18 protein-coding genes, 1 tRNA gene and 2 pseudogenes are annotated in these 17,193 nt (G+C 67.1%); 7 read left to right on the top strand and 14 right to left on the bottom strand.

The features are described from left to right. Positions 1 to 30: 30 nt before the first annotated feature. A pseudogene (locus tag ATO4_RS28815) lies at positions 31 to 840 on the bottom strand (PfkB family carbohydrate kinase). Between the two features lie 307 nt (positions 841 to 1,147). Between ATO4_RS28815 and ATO4_RS27850 the strand changes: the two are divergent. Next, positions 1,148 to 1,303, top strand: coding sequence for a hypothetical protein (locus ATO4_RS27850; RefSeq protein WP_176223087.1), 156 nt, complete (start codon positions 1,148 to 1,150; stop codon positions 1,301 to 1,303). A gap of 75 nt (positions 1,304 to 1,378) precedes the next feature. Here ATO4_RS27850 and ATO4_RS20700 read toward each other — a convergent pair. From ATO4_RS20700 to ATO4_RS20675, 7 genes are all read right to left on the bottom strand, one after another. Next, a tRNA-Val gene (locus tag ATO4_RS20700) sits at positions 1,379 to 1,457 on the bottom strand. After that, positions 1,447 to 1,857, bottom strand: coding sequence for a hypothetical protein (locus tag ATO4_RS27365; protein ID WP_139802589.1), 411 nt, complete (start codon positions 1,855 to 1,857; stop codon positions 1,447 to 1,449). Before ATO4_RS27365 ends, ATO4_RS20700 begins: the two co-directional genes overlap by 11 nt. 106 nt (positions 1,858 to 1,963) lie before the next feature. Further along, a complete protein-coding gene (locus ATO4_RS20695) occupies positions 1,964 to 2,326 on the bottom strand; it encodes a hypothetical protein (RefSeq protein WP_083593683.1) in 363 nt (120 codons plus the stop codon). A gap of 245 nt (positions 2,327 to 2,571) precedes the next feature. Then, positions 2,572 to 2,856, bottom strand: coding sequence for a pyocin activator PrtN family protein (locus ATO4_RS20690; RefSeq protein ID WP_245308862.1), 285 nt, complete (start codon positions 2,854 to 2,856; stop codon positions 2,572 to 2,574). 30 nt (positions 2,857 to 2,886) lie between these two features. Further along, a complete protein-coding gene (locus ATO4_RS20685; protein WP_083593682.1) occupies positions 2,887 to 3,984 on the bottom strand; it encodes a YeeE/YedE family protein in 1,098 nt (365 codons plus the stop codon). Between the two features lie 110 nt (positions 3,985 to 4,094). Beyond that, the gene (locus ATO4_RS20680) at positions 4,095 to 4,472 is read right to left on the bottom strand and encodes a metalloregulator ArsR/SmtB family transcription factor (RefSeq protein WP_139802588.1); all 378 of its coding nucleotides are present in this window, start codon (positions 4,470 to 4,472) and stop codon (positions 4,095 to 4,097) included. Beyond that, positions 4,469 to 4,918 (bottom strand): transcriptional regulator, encoded by a 450-nt coding sequence (locus ATO4_RS20675; protein WP_083593680.1) that lies wholly within the window; start codon positions 4,916 to 4,918, stop codon positions 4,469 to 4,471. Before ATO4_RS20675 ends, ATO4_RS20680 begins: the two co-directional genes overlap by 4 nt. A gap of 86 nt (positions 4,919 to 5,004) precedes the next feature. Here ATO4_RS20675 and ATO4_RS20670 point away from each other — a divergent pair, with 86 nt between their 5' ends. Then, entirely contained in the window at positions 5,005 to 5,739 is a 735-nt protein-coding gene (locus ATO4_RS20670; protein WP_083593679.1) for a cytochrome c biogenesis protein CcdA, read from the top strand. A gap of 26 nt (positions 5,740 to 5,765) precedes the next feature. Continuing rightward, complete coding sequence (locus ATO4_RS20665; protein WP_083593677.1) at positions 5,766 to 6,344, top strand: thioredoxin family protein; 579 nt, start codon at positions 5,766 to 5,768, stop codon at positions 6,342 to 6,344. Positions 6,345 to 6,548: 204 nt separating this feature from the next. On the opposite strand, the gene ATO4_RS20660 is transcribed toward ATO4_RS20665, so the two are convergent. Then, positions 6,549 to 7,601 (bottom strand): ABC transporter transmembrane domain-containing protein, encoded by a 1,053-nt coding sequence (locus tag ATO4_RS20660; RefSeq protein ID WP_083593675.1) that lies wholly within the window; start codon positions 7,599 to 7,601, stop codon positions 6,549 to 6,551. Positions 7,602 to 7,807: 206 nt separating this feature from the next. On the opposite strand from ATO4_RS20660, the gene ATO4_RS20655 reads away from it, so the two are divergent. The 3 genes from ATO4_RS20655 to ATO4_RS20645 all read left to right on the top strand — a co-directional run bounded on the left by ATO4_RS20655 (position 7,808) and on the right by ATO4_RS20645 (position 10,127). Then, positions 7,808 to 8,863, top strand: coding sequence for an HWE histidine kinase domain-containing protein (locus tag ATO4_RS20655; protein ID WP_083593673.1), 1,056 nt, complete (start codon positions 7,808 to 7,810; stop codon positions 8,861 to 8,863). A 187-nt stretch (positions 8,864 to 9,050) separates the two neighbouring features. Continuing rightward, positions 9,051 to 9,500 carry a DUF2267 domain-containing protein gene (locus ATO4_RS20650; RefSeq protein ID WP_083593672.1) on the top strand — a complete coding sequence of 150 codons (450 nt, stop codon included), beginning with the start codon at positions 9,051 to 9,053 and terminating at the stop codon, positions 9,498 to 9,500. An 87-nt stretch (positions 9,501 to 9,587) separates the two neighbouring features. Beyond that, positions 9,588 to 10,127: a hypothetical protein gene (locus ATO4_RS20645; protein WP_083593670.1), complete on the top strand. Its 540-nt coding sequence runs from the start codon at positions 9,588 to 9,590 to the stop codon at positions 10,125 to 10,127. Between the two features lie 31 nt (positions 10,128 to 10,158). Here ATO4_RS20645 and ATO4_RS27360 read toward each other — a convergent pair whose 3' ends face one another. The 5 genes from ATO4_RS27360 to ATO4_RS20625 all read right to left on the bottom strand — a co-directional run bounded on the left by ATO4_RS27360 (position 10,159) and on the right by ATO4_RS20625 (position 16,333). Beyond that, complete coding sequence (locus tag ATO4_RS27360; protein WP_139802587.1) at positions 10,159 to 10,524, bottom strand: hypothetical protein; 366 nt, start codon at positions 10,522 to 10,524, stop codon at positions 10,159 to 10,161. Positions 10,525 to 10,578: 54 nt separating this feature from the next. Next, positions 10,579 to 11,706: an ABC transporter permease gene (locus ATO4_RS20640; protein ID WP_083593668.1), complete on the bottom strand. Its 1,128-nt coding sequence runs from the start codon at positions 11,704 to 11,706 to the stop codon at positions 10,579 to 10,581. A 2-nt stretch (positions 11,707 to 11,708) separates the two neighbouring features. Next, on the bottom strand, positions 11,709 to 14,435 hold the full coding sequence (rbbA, locus tag ATO4_RS20635) for a ribosome-associated ATPase/putative transporter RbbA (protein WP_083593667.1): 2,727 nt from the start codon (positions 14,433 to 14,435) through the stop codon (positions 11,709 to 11,711). Beyond that, complete coding sequence (locus tag ATO4_RS20630; RefSeq protein WP_245308861.1) at positions 14,432 to 15,478, bottom strand: HlyD family efflux transporter periplasmic adaptor subunit; 1,047 nt, start codon at positions 15,476 to 15,478, stop codon at positions 14,432 to 14,434. Before ATO4_RS20630 ends, rbbA begins: the two co-directional genes overlap by 4 nt. Positions 15,479 to 15,739: 261 nt before the next feature. Beyond that, positions 15,740 to 16,333, bottom strand: coding sequence for an NAD(P)H-dependent oxidoreductase (locus tag ATO4_RS20625; RefSeq protein WP_083593665.1), 594 nt, complete (start codon positions 16,331 to 16,333; stop codon positions 15,740 to 15,742). Between the two features lie 281 nt (positions 16,334 to 16,614). Between ATO4_RS20625 and ATO4_RS20620 the strand changes: the two are divergent. Continuing rightward, positions 16,615 to 17,193, top strand: a pseudogene (locus ATO4_RS20620) (heavy metal translocating P-type ATPase); the annotation flags it as partial.

The raw sequence follows: 17,193 nt of genomic DNA, 5'->3' as shown, positions 1-17,193 counted from the left end.
CGGGAGTTGATGCGCATCAAACGCGACCCGTCAGGCGGCAAAGCGTGCCGCATCGAGAGGGCTGCGACCTTCGAGGATAGCCACCGCCAAGGCGCCGGTGAAGGCGTCGCCCGCGCCCGTGGTGTCGACGACCTTCGTCGGCGGGGAGGGCATGTGGATCTCCTAACCCTCGTGACGCAGCAGACAGCTGCCGTCGGAGAGCTTTATGCACATGACTGCGATGCCTTGATCGGCCAAGGCCTGCGCGGCCTTTCGCGCGCCTTCGATCCCATCGCTGCCGGTGCCGGCGAGACGCCTGGCCTCCTCGGGGTTGAGTGTGACGGCGTAAAGGCCCGGCAGACATCTCAGATCGATCCTGTCGGCGAAGGAGGGATCAAGCACGCACCGAAGGCCGCAGCGGCGGGCCATGGCGAAGGCCGCCTCGGCGATTGCGGTAGCGATCTCGAAATCCCGACGAGGATCGAGCCGTCCGGTGCGTCCTTGATCGTTCGAGCGAGCCTTTCCTCGGCCTCGTCGCACTCAGGCGTCGTTGGCGTTGCCGGCAAGGACGATGCTCTTCTCGCCGCTCGGCGGCACGGTGATCATGGACAGGGCTGTCGGCGTTCCGGCCGCGGCGGTCACCTCGGATATGTCCACTCCGCTCTCGCGCAGCGGCTGAAGGGCCTGTTTCGCGAGATCGTCGTCTCCGACCCGACCGATCAGCGTCGCCGGAGCGCCGAACCGGCGGGCGAGAAACGCCACACTGGCGGCCTTGCCCCCGCCGAGACCGAGAAAGTCTCGCGCACGCAGGGGTTTTTCCCGCCGCGAGAGGTTCTTCGGCACGAACCTGGAAGTCGGCATTTATGCTGCCGAGGGACAGGATGCAGGGACGGCTCTCGATGGACATGCTCGTTGAATCGCTCGAGCGGGCAGAGAGTTCCTTTCGCCAGGGCTGCATCGCAGGCGTTATTTGCCTCACTGCGACCGCGGCGGCCTCATCAGCGCCGGGACGTCGTCCTTGACGCCGAACAGCACGCCGCCGCGGTCCAAGGTCCGACGCGCCACGAGTGAGTCAACGTCATCTATGTGCGCGAGATGCAGGAGGCCAACGGCATCTTCTCATGCCCCTGTCTCCGCCGATCAGCGGCGCAGATGCGCGACCTGGCTGATGTGGTCCGGCGGCAACGTCGACGACATCGCCTCCTTCCTCGGCATGTCGAGGATAATTCTCCTCGAGGTCTACGGTCACCACCACCCCGACGCGCACAAGCTCGTCGGCGATCTCTTCATGGCCGGCGCCGGGAAGACCAAACGCTCGGCGTGATCCGGTTGACGTTCCGGTTGACGGCCCACGGCCAATTCCGGAACCTTACGAAAAGTTCATGATTTTCAGGGGTTTGAGGGCGGGAAATCCGGGGGTTTGTTGGAACATACTCTCGGTGTAAACGAGGCGCTCTACCAACTGAGCTAACCGCCCCACTGGTTTCCTAGGGTTTTCGTGATCCGACCGCAAGATCGAATTGCGCCCCATGACCGCTCGTTACCTGCGTTGCGGTCGGCAACCGCCGGATCGCGCCGATAGTCGACCACATCGACTTCGTGGAGGAGGGCAAGGACGACACGCCAGACTACCGAGCTGCCCACCCGCCCTCCGCATGGTCGATCGACGCCGCGAACGCCGGTGAGATCGCGAAGCTCAAAGCCATCGTCGCCGAACGCCGACCACACGTCATCGTCGTCGCGAAGGTCAACTGGGACCGGCGCGATGCGGCGTCGAATCTCGCGCGTCTGCTCCTCGGCTCTCGCGAAGAGCTGCCGGCCGTGCGGCGAAATGGGACGCCCGAATTGCTCGGCTCCGTCCTGGCCTTCCTCGGCCACTGCCAGACGGCTCCCGCCCAGGTCGAACTGCCGTCCAGACGATGCCGAAGCTCCTCAGCGGCAACGCTGAGCACCAGTCGTCAAGACGCCCACCGCCTGGTTGCCCTTAGTGGCTGCGCTTATCAGGATCTGCGACCATCTCCGCTGCGCTCGCGGTCACACCGCGCATCCCGCGGGTTCTCCCGACAGAATGCCGCAACACTCCCACGATCGCGACTATCGTCTCGGTCGCGCACTTGGTTGCCATCGAGGCCGTCGCGGCCGGAATGATCCCGACGATCAGGTCTGCCTCTGCCGTCACGCCGATGGTCACGACCGTCTCTGTCTGCGCGTTGATCTCGACGGAAGTCGTCGCGGCCGCGGTCTCGGAAGTCACGATCGCCAAAATTCCGATCTGGCCGACGAATGTCGCGCTCGACAACAACTGGGCCGGACGGGCTATACCCGCCCCCGTAGCGACGCCCTTCATCGACGCAGCTCGAGATCACGAGAGGCGCAAGCCCCAGTATCGCGACGATGCCAAGGCTTCTTGGACGCATATAATTTCCTCCGGTTGAGTGATCAAATGGGACGGACACGAGGCGTTGCAAGGCCGTTGTCCTCGGCCGACCGCTGCATCGCGCCATTCACGGACCTCGGATTGCGAAATGACGGGGGAGAGGCAAGAAGGCGCCAGTTCAGGGGGAGTGATGGCGCCGTCTGGCGCTGTTTTCGTCATGCAGATGCCTGCGGCCACGCCGTTCCGGCAGTTGCTGCGCTTCCCTGATCCCGGCAGCTCTGGGCTGGTCGATCCACGTGGCCAAATCCGCTACGTGAACGCCTCGCGCGGCTTTTTTGGCGTGTCTCAAGGCGAACAAGCGGGATCGCCATCTCGCCCCTTGCCAGCTTCCTCGCGAACCTGTCCAGCGTGAGATGCCAGAAGTAATCATCGCGGACGGTTTCCAGCGGAATGATTGCTCTGCCGTCATGTTGCGTCAGCAACATGAAGAGGGTCTTCATCTCGGCGAGCCGTCTCCGTCGGCATCTGATCTACTCGGCCGGGAAGCGCTCGGCCGGCGTGAAGGCATGGCGGATCGAGCCTTCCAGGATGTAGGCAAGGCCGAGGCGCGCCCCGATGGCGATCGACACGAACACGACGGGAGCGGAGATCGTCAGCAGCGAGGCTGCCGAAATGCCCTGGCCGATGGTGCAGCCGAGGGAAAAGACGCCGCCGACGCCCATCAGGACGGCGCCAAGAAGGTGGCGCGACAATTCGCGGGCGTCGTCGCAGGCCTCCCAGCGCACCTCGCGGCGCAGCATGGCAGCGATGGCCGCGCCGAGGACGACGCCGAGCGTCACGCCGACGCCATAGGAGGGCAGGGCACCGGTATAGGTGATGGCGTGGAGGATGAGTTCGCCGGGCGGAACGACGAAGGAGGCGCTCTCGATCCGCACCGGCTGGAACGACGCCTCGGCGATCGCCGACGTCGCCGCCCAGCCGAAGGCGATCACCGCGCCGACGACAATGCCGGTCGCGATGCGGCCGACATCGCGGCGGAAGACGGCGTCGCGGCCGATCCACAGCGCGAGGGCGAGGCAGACGGCGGCGACGACCGGCAGTCTGAGGTCGAGCCCGGTCAGGCCCTGAACCAGACCCGGCAGCGTCTGATCCGGCGCGCCGAGTCGGGCGAGATCGAAGGCGGCGTCGTCGACGATGGCGATCCGGCCGAGGCCGATGACGCCGCGTTGCGCTGCGAGCGCCGACAGGCCGAGGACGAGCACCACGATCAGGCCGCGCAGCGAGCCGCCGCCGAGGCGGACCAGCGCGCCGAAGCCGCAGGTGCCGACGAGCGCCATGCCGAAGCCGAAGGCAAGGCCGCCGAGGATGGCGCCGGTCCAGCCGAAGGAGACGGTCGTATAGAAGCTGTCGGCCGGGTCGAACAGGGCGAGGCGCACGAGGATCTCGGTGAGGACGATTGCCGACAGGACCGCCGTCCCCCAGGTCCGGAGCCCGGAACTGTCGCCGGCGTACCAGTGCCGCTCGAACGCGGCCATGGTGCAGAAGTGCTGGCGGCGGGCGACGAAGCCGAGCACGGCCCCGGCGAAAACGCCCGCGGCCAGCGGCGCGAAACCGCTGTCGACGATCATGACGTGGTGCCTCCCGGCGCCTTCTTGGGCGAGGCGCTCGAAGGTGAGGCTATGCCTCTGCTAGCGAGGCTGCAAGCGCGGCGTGCACCCGAGATCCGGCAACACCGGCTTCATTCGCGTCTGCCGGCCCCGCGCACCGGGGCGCAAAACAGGTCGTAGAGCGTGCCGATGAGGCCCGTCACCTCGTCGCTGGTCAGGCTGTAATAGATCGTCCGGCCCTCGCGGCGGGTCGTCACCAGCCGGTCGAATCGCAGCCGCGCCAGTTGTTGCGATACCGCCGCCTGGGGCATGTCGAGGATCGTCTCGATCTCGCCGACCGAGCGCTCGCCTTCCGACAACAGGCACAGGATGACGAGGCGCGTCTCGTGCGACATCGCCTTCAACAGGTCGCTCGCCTTCTTGGCTTGCTCGAAGAAGGCGGCCCGCTCTTCCGGCGAGGTGGAAGGGTCGAATTTCGGGAGCGCGAGGGGGGCGGGTTGCGACGTCAACGTGGCTGGCCTTGTGTTTCCGACACCCCGGATGTGGTGGTCTGCGGGAGATTCGCCAGCATGTCGGCGAGGAGCACCCAGAAGAACTCGTCTCCCGGATAGCCGCGCAGGCGGCCGACTTCCACCCCCTCCGCGACGAGAACGAAGGTCGGCGTCAGCCGCTCCCGGGCGATCGCCGCAAGATCCGCCGGCCATGGCCGGGTGACGTCGATGCGTCGGAGCGGCGCGCGCCGGCCTTCGTCCGTCTTCGCATAGGCCGGCGCGATCTCTGCGTCGAAGCGCTTGCACCAGGGACAACCCGGCCGCTCGAGCATCAACAGCTCGGCGGCTGTCGCGGACTGCGTCGTCGCGGAGCCCGCCAGAATGGCCAGGAGGGCGAGGATTGCGGCCGGCAGGGGTGTCTGCCGGCCTCGCCGGATCGGCAGCTTGCCAATAGATGAAAACATATGCATTCTTCTATCTATAAGATCCGCAGTGCCGTTGGCGAGATGCATGCGGGCCACATTCATGCTCGCCGTGGGAAACGTCCGAAATGCTCGATGTCGGCTTCGGCGCGGCGTTGCTCGCCGGCGTTCTGTCCTTCGTCTCGCCCTGCGTCCTGCCGATCGTTCCGCCCTATCTCGCCTTTCTGGCGGGGTTGAGCTTCGACCAGATCAGGGCGGAGGGGCAAGACCCGGCGCTGGCGCGGCGCATCCTGATCGCGTCGGTCGCCTTCGTCCTCGGCTTTTCGACCGTCTTCGTCGCGCTGGGCGCGACGGCGAGCGTCGTCGGCCAGGCGATCGCGCAGTGGTTTGACGTGCTCTCGGTGGTCGCCGGCGTCCTTATCATCGCGATGGGTCTGCATTTCCTCGGCGTCTTCAGGCTGGCTCTGCTCTATCGCGAGGCTCGGGTGAACGTCGCGAAGAAGCCGGCGGGGCCGCTCGGCGCCTATTTCATGGGGCTCGCCTTCGCCTTCGGCTGGACGCCCTGCGTCGGTCCGGTTCTGGCGGCGATCCTCTTCGTGGCAGCTTCCCAGGATACCGCGCTCAGGGGCGGTGGGCTGCTCGCCACCTATTCCCTCGGCATGGGCGTGCCCTTCGTCCTGGCGGCGCTCTTTGCGACCCGCTTTCTCGACTTCGCCGCGAAGTTCCGCCGCCACATGGCGCTGGTGGAGAAGATCATGGGCGGGGCGCTGGTCGTCACCGGCCTGCTCTTCGTCACCGGCCAGATGGCGACGATCTCCTACTGGCTGCTCGAAACCTTTCCGATCTTTGCGACGATCGGCTGAACCCTGACGAACGGAGGAATGGGACGATGTTCAAGCGACTGGCATTTCTCGCAGGCCTGGCGCTGCTGGCGGCGCCGGGCGCGCTCGCGGCCGAGATCGGCGACGACGGGCTGCACAAGGAGGACTGGTTCGCGGTCACCTTCAAGGATGTCGGCGACGACATCGAAACGGCGAGGGACGAGGGCAAGCGCCTCGCCATCGTCTTCGAGCAGCGCGGCTGCATCTACTGCAAGAAGATGCACGAGGAACTCCTCGCCGATCCGGCGGTCCGCGACTATGTCCGCGACCACTTCAAGGTCGTCCAGTACAATCTCTTCGGCGACGAGGAGGTGGTCGATCTCGACGGCGAGACGCTGACGGAAAAGACCGCCGCGCGGCGCTGGGGCGTCGTCTTCACCCCGACCATCCTGTTCATGCCGGACGTCGCGCCCGAGGGCGAAACGGCGTCGCAGGCCGCCGTTTCGACCATGCCGGGAGCCTTCGGCAAGATGACCTTTCTCCACATGTTCGAATGGGTGTTCGAGAAGGGCTACGAGAGCGACGAGCACTTCCAGAAATACCACGCCCGCAAGCTGGCCGAAGCGGGCGATCCGGGCGTCGAGTGAGGCGGGCGGAAGCGGAGTCCTCCCGATCGAGTTCGGTGACGGTTTTGGTAGGCGCCGGCCGTCCATCGGGATGCGTGCCGGTATCCCGCCGAGGATGGAAATATGGCGGCGATGGCAGGCCGAACTCGGAATGACGACGCGCCCATCGGGCAGGCCCGATCCCGGACCCAGGGTCCGTATCGAGACGGCGGCAACTCGCAAGCCTCAGCCGCTCGCCACGATGGCGGAGGGGGGCGGGGGCTCTGGCGGCAACGGATCGTTCACGACCGACAGGACGAGCGTGATCATCGCGTATTTCGTCTGGGTGACCTTGAGTTCGCGGTACCAGTCGACGACGTCCCCCCAGGGGGCATTGATCTGCGAAAGACCGGAGATGAAGGCCAGGATGGTACCGACTTCGGTGGTACCAATGACGACGTAATAGCCGCCGAGTGCCAGGACCGAGGCGACGCCCAGGTGATGCATGAGGTTCATCAGGAAATTCATCGAGTATTTCAGCTTGAAGACGCCCATGTTCAGCGCGAACACGCCGTTGATCTGCCGGTCGTAGATCGCTTCGGCCGCATCGACATCCCGCGGTTCATCGACGATCTCGGCGCTGAGCATGCGAAGCGTCGCAATGCGCCTGCCGACCCGCTCGTTGATCGCCTTCTGCATGATCGGGACGAAGACGAATTGTGGCGAGAGGATCGCCAGCGCCACAAGTGCCATCATCGGCTCGAGATAGGCGAGATAGGCGAAGGTGGAGACGAGGATGCCGCCCTTGAGCAGCGGCTCGGACAGGCTGACGCCGACGAAGCTGCCGATCGGTTCGACCTCGTTGAGGACGAGAGAAACCTCGACGCCGGCGGCGATGGGCCGGGCGTGATGCGAACCGGAATGCCCGACGGCCCGCAGGATCGCCGCGCGCAGCCAGCGCACGGCATTCTCGCTGACCCGTCCGCGATAGACGTTCATGGCGAGCTTCAGGAGACCCAGCGTGATGGCAGTGGCGGCGTAGAGGCCGGCGAGCTGAAGGATCTGCACCAGGCTGTCGCCATCTGTCGCACCGTTGACGATCCGGCGCTGCAGTTCCAGCGGTGCGAGGCTGAGCACGAAGACGACGATCGACAGCACGACCAGCCAGAGCTGTTCGGCGAAGCCGCATCGCCGGACGAGGCCCCAGAGGGTGGGAGGGATCGTCCCGCCGCAGCCTGTCCGCCGGTTCCCGTCGCCGGCTGCCGGTTGTCCGTCGTCTTCGATGCCCATCGCGGTCATTCACGCCGTCCCATCACCCCGCGTTCCCGCAAAGTCGCCTCGCGTCGTCGCTTGAAACGGCCGCGGCACGGAGCGGCGGACGCGATCCTGGACATCGCACACGCTCCGCACGGTCCTGCTTTGACGCGGATCAAGGCGGGGCGATCATTGGCAGGTGTCTCTAACCTCGCGGAAACGCAGATGGCTCGAGGGGAGATCGGCGCGCCATGGTGAAACCCGATCGCGACGAAGCCGACGATCCCGGCTCTGCCACGCCAATCGCCGGGCGCGGGCCAGCCGGTCCCGCGACGACCTTCGTTCCCACCGCCGACGACATCCTGAAGATCGTCGGGGACGGGGTCATCACGACGGATGCGAGCGGCCGCATCCTGTCATTCAATCGCGCCGCGGAAGAGATCTTCGGCGTCGCGGCGCAGGACGTGTTCGGTCGGCCGATCGAAATGCTCGTCCCGCATCGCGTGGAAGCGCGGCATGCCGAAGCGGTGCGGCGGTTCGCTGAGAATCCCTCGACGCAGGCGCGTCTGATGGGAAACCGGCGCCCGGTCTTCGGCCGGCGCGCAAACGGCGAGGAATTTCCGCTGGAGGCCACGTTGTCGCGCTCGCTGGTCGATGGCGTTGCGATCTTGACCGTCGTCCTTCGCGACGTGACCGAACGGCGAAATGCCGAGGAGCAGGCGCGACTGATCACGGCGGAGCTGAACCACCGGATGAAGAATCTCCTGGCACTGGTGAACGCGATCGTTTCGATGAGCGGCGAACGGGAGCATTCCGTCAAGGAATACAAGCGCTCGCTCCTCGAGCGGATCGGTGCGCTCTGCGAGGCGCATCGGCTGCTGGTCGACAGCAAATGGACCGGCACGACCGTCGCCGAACTCGTCCACGCCGAACTCCTCGCTTACGGTTATCCCAGTTGCGCGGCAGTCATGGCCTCGGGGCCGGCGATCAGGCTCGATCCCGGCGCCGGCATCGCGCTTGGTCTGGTGATCCACGAGCTTGGAACGAATGCGGTGAAATACGGTGCGCTTCGCCGGCCCGAGGGCCGGATCGAGCTCAAATGGCGTCCTGTCTCGTCGGCGGCGAAGGAGCGGGTGATCCTCGACTGGTCGGAACATGGCGGCCCGCCCGTGTCGCCGCCGGTTCACCGCGGCTTCGGGTCCACCCTGATCGAGCGGATGCTGAGACTGCGGGGTGCGGACGTGGCGATGGACTTCGATCCGGCCGGGCTGCGCTGCCGGATCGACATGCCGGTCGCAGATGGATGAGACGCCGGCCTCCTCCGGCTGTGGCTGATGCGATGCCGACATGCCTCGCTCGGCGGAACACCGACCGGAATTTCGTCACCTTTCCGAGAAATCGCGCCCGCATTCGCCGTGCGGATTGATCCTGCTCAAGGCGGGGCATCGAAACGCGGTGCAACTTGGCGGGCATTCACACGGACGAGGCTGTGCCATGAGCCACAGGACCCTTCACACCTTCACGCACCATGCCGAAGAAGCGCAGCATTGGGTGAACACGCTGTGCGATGACCTCGACTGGGAGAACGACAAGCGCGGCTACCATCTGCTGCGGGCAGTGCTGCACACTCTTCGCGACTGGCTGTCGCCCGACGAACTCGCGGACTTTTCCGCTCAGTTGCCGCTCGTCGTCCGGGGCATCCTGTTCGAAGGGTGGGATCCTGCAGCGCTCCCGGTGGTCGACCGGGCCCGGGAGGATTTCTTCGCCAGGGTGCAGGCAGAATGCCCCGAGGATCTTCCCGATTTTCCGGACGAGGAGGTCGCGGCGGTTCTCAAGCTGATCGACGAGCACATCGCTTCCGGCGAGACGCGCGAGATGCGCGGCGCCTTGAGGAAGGCGCTCCAGGGCGTGTGGCCGGCCCATCCGGCCGCTGCGAGCTGCTGATTTCATCTTGCGCAATACGCAGTGGTGGCCGGTGTGGCGTCATCGGGCGCACGGCATGACAGCGTGCCGAACGAAGACCGGTTACCCATGATTCTGCCCAATGGCACCATCGTCGCTGTGGCCGGTGGCGCGACGTTGACACTCTTCCGCAACAGGGGCGCCGAGCCGCATGTCGACCTCGTCGCCTGCGATGACCCCGACATCGTCGCCAAGAACCCCGGCTCGGGGGCGAGGCACCGGCAGGGTTCCGCCGAGCCGGATTCCGGCCGGAGCGCCGAAGACGGCTTTGCGGCCGCGCTCGCCGAGCATCTGAACCATCTGGCGCTGGAGGGGTCGCTCTCACGCTGCTTTGCGGCCTCGTTGTACCCGGGGCAGCCGATGCCGAAACGAACGGGGACCCGGCGAGCGACCGGCGGATCGCTTAGCGCCGCCTGCCATGTCGTCTCGCCGCAACAGACGTCGGCAAGCGCCGACGTCTTGACCTTCAGGGCCATCGCCGAAGAGGCGGGTAGCGACCTCCAGCCGCTTGAAGCCATTCTCGCCGATCCGCATCCGCTGATGGCCGATCCCGGCCTGACGCGGCGCGAGATCGGCGATCTCGTCGCCTATATCGCCAGCCTGCGCTGACCCGCCCGCTGGCCTGTCGGCCGCATGCCCGTCAGCCGGACTGGAGCCGCGCGATCGCCTCGATGTCCTCGCGCAGAACCTGGTCGCGGCTCATCAGAACCTGGATGATCGGATCGTCGAGCACTTCTGAAAGCTGCGGTTCGCTTTCGGACCCGTGACTCCAACGGTGAGGCGTCGAGCTCGCTTGCGGGCCTGCAAGGCGACGCATCATGATGCGCGGTCGCTTGAATTTCAGCATGGCTTGATCTCGCTCGGTTGGCAGATGCGGCCAGACTGTCGGATCCTCGCCCCGGCATCCTTGATCCTGATCAACGCCGGCGAGATCCGCGTTGCCGCCGGCCTGCGGGAGTGGGGTGGCAGGATGAAGGCCGGCGCCCGGGTCATGTTCCGCTTCCATCGGCGCAGGATCGCCGCGACGTCGGCGAGGGGCAGCCTGTCGGGATCCCCCTCATCAGATCCGCGCCAGGACGCTCCGGAAGCGCAGCAGCGACAGGACGTAGAACACCGCGCCCTGTGCCATGAAGGCGAGGAGGTCCGGCCAGACGGTGCCGAGGCCGGCGCCGCGATAGAGCACGCCCTGGGTGAAGGCGACGAAATGCGGCGAGGGTCCGATCACCTGCATCGTCAGGCGCAGCCAGCCCGGCATGCTCTCGAGCGGCGTCATGCCGCCCGACAGGAGGTTCAGCACCACCATGACCGGGATCACCAGCAGGCCGAACTGCCCCATGGATGTGGAGAAGGTGGCGAGCAGGATGCCGAGCGAGGCCACCGTCACCGTATAAAGCGCGGTGCCGGCGAGAAACAGCGACATCGAGCCGGCGATGGGCACGCCGAGCGCAATGTGGACCAGGAAGACGAGGGACAGCGCCGCAGCGACGACGATCACCAGCCCGTTGGCCAGGATCTTCGACAGGACGATCTGGCTGGGCGTCACCGGCATGACCAGGAGATGCTCCACCGTCCCGTGCTCGCGCTCGCGGATCAGCGCGGCGCCGGCGAGGATGAGCGTCAGCATGGTGATGTTGTTCATCACCTGCATCACTGCGCCGAACCAGACCGTCTCCAGATTGGGGTTGAACCAGGCGCGAACCACGAGATCGACCGGGCCCTGCGCCTTTGCCGCCTCGCCGCTCAAGAAGTCGGCGATCTCGCCCGAGACGACGCTCTGCAGGTCAGTGGCGCCGTTGCCGGCCTGGGCCATGGCCGTCGCATCGATTTCGAGGAGGAGTTCGGGCCTGCGTCCGGCCAGGAGATCGGCTTCGAAACGCGGCGGAACATGCAGGACGAAGATGAACCGGTCGGCGTTCAACGCGGCCTCGACCGCATCCGCGGTGATGGCCTCGGGCGGCTGGAATTCCGGCGGTCGGATGGCGTCGGCGAGACGGCGCGAGAGCTGCGAGCGGTCCTCGTCGACGATGGCGACGGCGACGTGGCGCACCTCGGTCGATGCGTCGTTGGAGACGAGGTAGATCGCCACGGTGAAGGAATAGACGAGGAGGATCAGCATCACCGGATCGGCGCGGATGCTGTGGAGTTCCTTGCCGATCAGCCGGAGGACGTTGGCGATAGCGTGCCGCATCGTCAGCGCTCCTGCTTCTTCAGCGCAATTTGCGACAGCAGGAGAAAGGCGAGGGCAAAGCCCGCGAGCGCCAGGAGGTTGGGCCACAGATCGGCCCAGCCGAGGCCCTTGGTGAAGGCGCCGCTGGTGATCGGTTGATACCAGGCCGAAGGGAAGGCGAGGCCGACATATCGCCCGAATCCCTCGAGCGAGGAGACCGGGACGATCAGGCCGGAAAAGTTCACCGCCGGGATGACCGACAGGATGGCGGTGGCGAAGATGGCGGCGACCTGGGTGCGGGTGAAGCAGGACAGGAACTGGCCGAAGCCGGTGGTCGCCGCGACGTAGAGGACGGTCGCCGCCGAAAGCAGCGTCAACGACCCCCGGAACGGCACCTGAAACAGGAAAAGCGCGATCAGCACCAGGGTCGCCGCGCTGACGAGGCTGATCGCGACATAGGGAAGCTGCTTGCCGAGGAGAAACTCCACCTTGGTGATCGGCGTCGCCCGCAGATTGGCGATCGATCCGGTCTCCTTCTCGCGCACGACACCGACGGCCGCCATGATCGCCGGGATCAGGACCAGCATCAGCATGATGACGCTCGGCACTGTGGCATTGACGCTGCGAAACGCCTGATTGTAGCGCAGCCGCGGCAGCAGCGAGTAGGCCTCCGCAAGCGGTTCGCCGCTTCTCGCCGCAACGGTTGCGGCATAGGCGTTGGCCACGCCGAGGACGTAGCCGCGCGCGCTCTCGGCGCGAAACGGCATGGCGCCGTCGAGCGTGACGGAGAGTTGCGGCCGATGCCCGGAAACCAGATCGCGTCCGTAGCCATCGGGGATCTCCACGACGAAGCCGAGCTCGCCGGCCTTCAGCCGCGCCGCCATCTCCGCGGCGGAGCTGATCGCCGGTCGTTCCTCGAAGTAGCGCGAACTCGAGAACTGCTCGACGACCTCGCGGCTTTCGGGGGTCTGGTCCTGATCGAAGGCGGCAAAGCGCAGGTCCTCGACGTCGAAGGAGATGCCGTAGCCGAAGGTGATCAACAGAATGATCGGCCCGGCGAGGGCGAAGAACAGGCGGATGCGATCGCGCGTCAGCTCCAGCGATTCGCGCAGCGTGTAGGCCCACAGGCGCTGGGGCGAGAAGCGTCGCGGCGGTGTCGTTGGCCGGGGCGGTTCGGCAGCCGCCGGCGTGGCTGCGGCATCGGCCGCCGCTGCAGGGCCGGTCGCCTCGGCGATATAGCCGATGAAGGCGTCTTCCAGCGACGCCGCGCGACGCTCTGCCACCAGCTCCTGCGGCTCGCCGACCGCCAGCACCCGGCCCGCATGCATCAGCGAGATGCGGTCGCAGCGCTCGGCCTCGTTCATGAAGTGGGTCGAGATGAAGATCGTCACACCGTCTTCGCGCGACAGCTGGACGAGGCTGCGCCAGAAGCTGTCGCGGGCGATCGGATCGACGCCGGAGGTCGGCTCGTCGAGGATCAGCACGGCCGGACGGTGGATGGACGCGACGGCAAGCTGCAGCCGCTGGCGGATGCCGAGCGGCAGGCCGTCGGGCTTGCGGTCGGCATCGTCGACGAGGCCGTAACGCTCCAGCATCACCTCGATGCGGTCGCCGACCTCGGCCGAGGGCACATGGAACAGCCGCGCGTGGAGATCGAGATTCTGCCGAACGGTCAGCTCCTCATAGAGCGAGAAGCTCTGCGACATGTAGCCGACATGGCGGCGGGTCTCCATGTCGCGGGCGTCCATCGGCCGGCCGAACAGCCGCGACGAGCCCTCGGTCGGCTGCAACAGACCGGTCAGCATCTTCATCGTCGTCGTCTTGCCGCAGCCGTTGGAGCCGATGAAGCCGAAGATCTCGCCGCGCTCGATGCGGAAGCTGACATGGTCGACGGCGGTGAAGTCGCCGAACCGGCAGGTCAGCCCGTCCGCCTCGATCGCCGGGATGCCATCGCCGGCGGTCGGGCGCGGCGGGACGACGACCGGCACGTGGCCGGCGCGAAGGTCTTCCGGCAAAAGCGAGATGAAGGCGGCTTCGAGGCAGGCTCTTCCGGCCTTGGCGCGGATCTCGGCCGGCGTTCCGGTGGCGATGACCCGGCCGGCATGCATCGCCGCCAGCCAGTCGAAACGCCCGGCCTCGTCCATATAGGCGGTGGCGACGACGACGCTCATGCCGGGACGGCGGGCGCGGATCGTGTCGATCAGATCCCAGAACTGCCGCCGCGACAAGGGGTCGACGCCGGTCGTCGGCTCGTCGAGGATCAGAAGGTCCGGGTCGTGGATCAGCGCGCAGCAAAGCGCCAGCTTCTGCTTCATGCCGCCGGAGAGCTTGCCGGCCGGCCGGTCGACGAAGGGCGACAGGCCGGTGGCGGCGAGAAGCTCGGTGATCCGCCGCTGCCGCTCGGCGGCGGAATGGCCGAACAGCCGGCCGAAGAAGTCGAGATTCTCCCTCACGCTGAGGGTCGGATAGAGATTGCGGCCGAGCCCTTGCGGCATGTAGGCGATGCGCGGCGCCGAAAGACGGCGCTGCCCGGCATCGGCCATGTCGCCGCCGAGCGTCGTCACCCGGCCGGTCTGGATGCTGCGCACGCCGCCCGCCAGCGCCAGCAGCGTCGACTTGCCGACGCCGTCCGGCCCGATCAGCCCGGCCATCACGCCGGACGGGATGGCGAGATCGAGACGGTCGAGCGCAAGGCTTTGCCCGTAGCGATGCGTCACGCCGGAGAGTTCGATGACCACGCCGCCCGTCATTGCGGCAGCTTCACCTGGAGCTGCTCCGGCCAGGCGGCGGCGGGATCGGTGCGCACGTAGCCGACACCCCGCACGCCGCCCTTCACCTGCCGCTCGAAGCGCGCGAGCAGCTCGCGCGGGATCTGGATCTTCACCCGGAAGACCAGCTTCTCGCGCTCCTCCTCGGTCTCGACCGCTTTCGGCGTGAACTGGGCGTCGGCCGAGACGAAGGTGACACGGGCGGGAATGACGTAGTCGGGCGCGGGATCGAGGATGATCCGCGCCTCGTCGCCGACCGCGACCCGGCCGGCCGCGGTGGCGGGCAGATAGAGCGACATCGAAACGTCGGTGAGATCGAGCAGCGTCGCGATCCGGGCGCCGGCCGCAACCACCTCGCCGGCGCGGGCGAGCTTGTACTGGACACGGCCGCGGCGCGGCGCGGTGATCACCATGTCGCCGACCACGGCGTTGAGCCGCGAGACTTCGGCCTCGGCCGCGGCGATGCTCGAGCGGGCCTGCGCCTTGGCAGCGATCGCGGCGCGCTGCGCCGCCTGGGCCGTCTTGAGCGCGCCGCGCCGCTCGTCGAGGGTCTGGGCGCTGGTGTGGCCGGAATGAAAGAGTTCGACGATGCGGTTGTAGCTCGCCTCGGCGACCGCCGTCTCGCTGTCGCGCTGGGCGATCAGTGCCTCGGCCTCGGCCAGGGCGCTTTCGGCCCGCAACACCTCGGCCTGCGCACCCAGGAGCTGGGCGCGGTATTCCCGGTCGTCGAGCCGGGCGATCACCTGGCCGGCCTCGACCGTGTCGCCCTCTTCGACCGGCATCTCCGCAATGCGCCCGGAATATTTGGCGGCGACGTCGACCTCCTGCGCCTCGATACGGCCGTTCGAACTGGCGATCGTGACGGGCAGCTTCTTGCCGCGCAGCCGGTCGAGCAGGGTCTCCAGCCTCGACTCGGCAGTCGCCGGCCTGACCAGCCAGGGCGCCGCGTCGATCGCGCGCATCAGCGGGTCGATCGTCATGAGGCCGACAAACGCCCAGAGCATCATGCGATGTTGCCATTTCATGGACGTTCCGGCCTTTCTCTCAAGTTCGAAGACCCAGCTGAGAAGGGATGACCTCGCCGATCGCGCAGGCCCCTCCTCGTCGGGATCGGCACAACATGCAGGGCTCGCGCCAGCGGCGCCTTGATGCGGGTCAAGGCGACGGCGGGACGGAAGACGTGCAAGGCTCCGCCGCAGACGGCGCCGAGAAATGCTGCCGGGCGAGCGGGAGGACGGGCAGATGCGTCAAGGCCGGCCCGGGGCGGCGACGTGGCGCGGGCAGGATCAGGCGGCACGCTGCCCGAGCCGCCGCATGTCCTTCAGCCACGTCTCCCGCTGCCCTGCGTCCGCTGCGTCGACCATGCCGAACAGGGTCTCTCGCACCGGGCGGATTCCGACGAAGTTGAGAATGTTCCGGCGCAGACATGCGACGCCGTGATCGCGGAACCACAACCGGTAGATCATCGCCGGCATGCCCATCGTGACGACGAGCCGCGCCGAACGGCCGCCGAGCGCTCCCTTCGGAAATCCGGCGGCCTTTCCTCCGGCATGGAAGAAGGCGACGCCGGGCCGCATGATCTGTTCGAAAAATGCCTTGAGGAGGGCGGGCATCGTGCCCAGCCAGAGCGGGAAGAGGATGACCAGATGATCGGCTTCGACGATCGCGTCCACGGCGGACTTCAGAGCGCCGGGAACGTCCTGGTGGAGGAAATCCTCCTGCGTTCGCAGCACCGGCACATCCAACCCGGCGATGTCGATCACCCGGACGGAATGTCCCGCCAGTTCCGCGCCTTCACGATAGGCCTGCGCCAGCGCGCGGCAGAGCCGTTCGGGGGCGGGATCGGGATGGCCGATGATGATCAGGATGCGGCGTTTCATCGTCCGGAACCCTCCTGTTTCTCCACCAGCATCGGCCGAACGGGATGGTCTCGCCTTGACGGGGATCAAGGCGAGACACCGCAAATCCCGGTACGCTCGTGTCGAAGCTGGAAAGTTCGACTCGCTGCGCGCCAAGCAGAAGCAACGAGCTTGCAGTCCTTGCACGGGGCGCGAGGCTCCCCGCAGCTTCGATCGGCGGCATTCAGGCGTGACCGGCGATCGGTGGGCGACGGATCGGCCGCTTTCGGACGGATCGTTCCAAACGGCAAGGTGGACCCTGCATGGTAGCGCTTCGGCACGCCGATTCCCGCCGACGGAAAGGGCAACCTCTCTTCGGCCTCGCCGACGCTCTGCCGATCGCCGCGGCGAGTCTCGGCTTTGCGTCCGGCGGCATCCTCTGGCTGGCCGGGCGCCCCGACCTCGCATCGATCGCCTGGTGGGCCGGCGTGGTGCCGGTTCTCGTGGTGCTCGCGGCGGAAATCGCCAGCGGCCTGCGGCGCGGCGATTGGGGACTGGATCTCGTCGCGGCGCTCGCCATGGCCTCGGCACTGGCGGTCGGCGAGACGCTGGCGGCGGCCGTGGTCGCGCTGATGTATGCGGGCGGGCAGGCGCTGGAGGCCTTCGCCTCCGGCCGCGCCAGCCGCGACACCAGGGCCCTGCTCGACCGACAGCCGCACAGCGCCCTGCGGTATCGGGGCAACGCCCTGGAAACCGTGGCGATCACCGAGATCGCCGTCGGCGACCGGCTCCTCGTCCGACTGGGCGACGTCGTTCCGGTGGACGGGACCGCCTGCGACACCGCGATCCTCGACGAGGCGCCGCTGACCGGCGAGTCGCTGCCGGTGACCCGGCATGGCGGC

This window comes from Aurantimonas sp. 22II-16-19i (assembly GCF_002088275.1).
Taxonomy (GTDB): Bacteria; Pseudomonadota; Alphaproteobacteria; order Rhizobiales; family Rhizobiaceae; genus Jiella.
Note: the sequence above shows the minus strand (reverse complement) of the source record. Positions and strands in the feature narration are given on the sequence as shown.

Coding starts and splice junctions, on each gene's coding strand:
- ATO4_RS27850 (WP_176223087.1), top strand. CDS start 1,148: ATGTGGTCCGGCGGCAACGTCGACGACATCGCCTCCTTCCTCGGCATG.
- ATO4_RS20695 (WP_083593683.1), bottom strand. CDS start 2,326: ATGAAGGGCGTCGCTACGGGGGCGGGTATAGCCCGTCCGGCCCAGTTG.
- ATO4_RS20690 (WP_245308862.1), bottom strand. CDS start 2,856: ATGAAGACCCTCTTCATGTTGCTGACGCAACATGACGGCAGAGCAATC.
- ATO4_RS20685 (WP_083593682.1), bottom strand. CDS start 3,984: ATGATCGTCGACAGCGGTTTCGCGCCGCTGGCCGCGGGCGTTTTCGCC.
- ATO4_RS20675 (WP_083593680.1), bottom strand. CDS start 4,918: ATGTTTTCATCTATTGGCAAGCTGCCGATCCGGCGAGGCCGGCAGACA.
- ATO4_RS20670 (WP_083593679.1), top strand. CDS start 5,005: ATGCTCGATGTCGGCTTCGGCGCGGCGTTGCTCGCCGGCGTTCTGTCC.
- ATO4_RS20665 (WP_083593677.1), top strand. CDS start 5,766: ATGTTCAAGCGACTGGCATTTCTCGCAGGCCTGGCGCTGCTGGCGGCG.
- ATO4_RS20660 (WP_083593675.1), bottom strand. CDS start 7,601: ATGACCGCGATGGGCATCGAAGACGACGGACAACCGGCAGCCGGCGAC.
- ATO4_RS20655 (WP_083593673.1), top strand. CDS start 7,808: ATGGTGAAACCCGATCGCGACGAAGCCGACGATCCCGGCTCTGCCACG.
- ATO4_RS20650 (WP_083593672.1), top strand. CDS start 9,051: ATGAGCCACAGGACCCTTCACACCTTCACGCACCATGCCGAAGAAGCG.
- ATO4_RS20645 (WP_083593670.1), top strand. CDS start 9,588: ATGATTCTGCCCAATGGCACCATCGTCGCTGTGGCCGGTGGCGCGACG.
- ATO4_RS27360 (WP_139802587.1), bottom strand. CDS start 10,524: ATGGAAGCGGAACATGACCCGGGCGCCGGCCTTCATCCTGCCACCCCA.
- ATO4_RS20640 (WP_083593668.1), bottom strand. CDS start 11,706: ATGCGGCACGCTATCGCCAACGTCCTCCGGCTGATCGGCAAGGAACTC.
- rbbA (WP_083593667.1), bottom strand. CDS start 14,435: ATGACGGGCGGCGTGGTCATCGAACTCTCCGGCGTGACGCATCGCTAC.
- ATO4_RS20630 (WP_245308861.1), bottom strand. CDS start 15,478: ATGAAATGGCAACATCGCATGATGCTCTGGGCGTTTGTCGGCCTCATG.
- ATO4_RS20625 (WP_083593665.1), bottom strand. CDS start 16,333: ATGAAACGCCGCATCCTGATCATCATCGGCCATCCCGATCCCGCCCCC.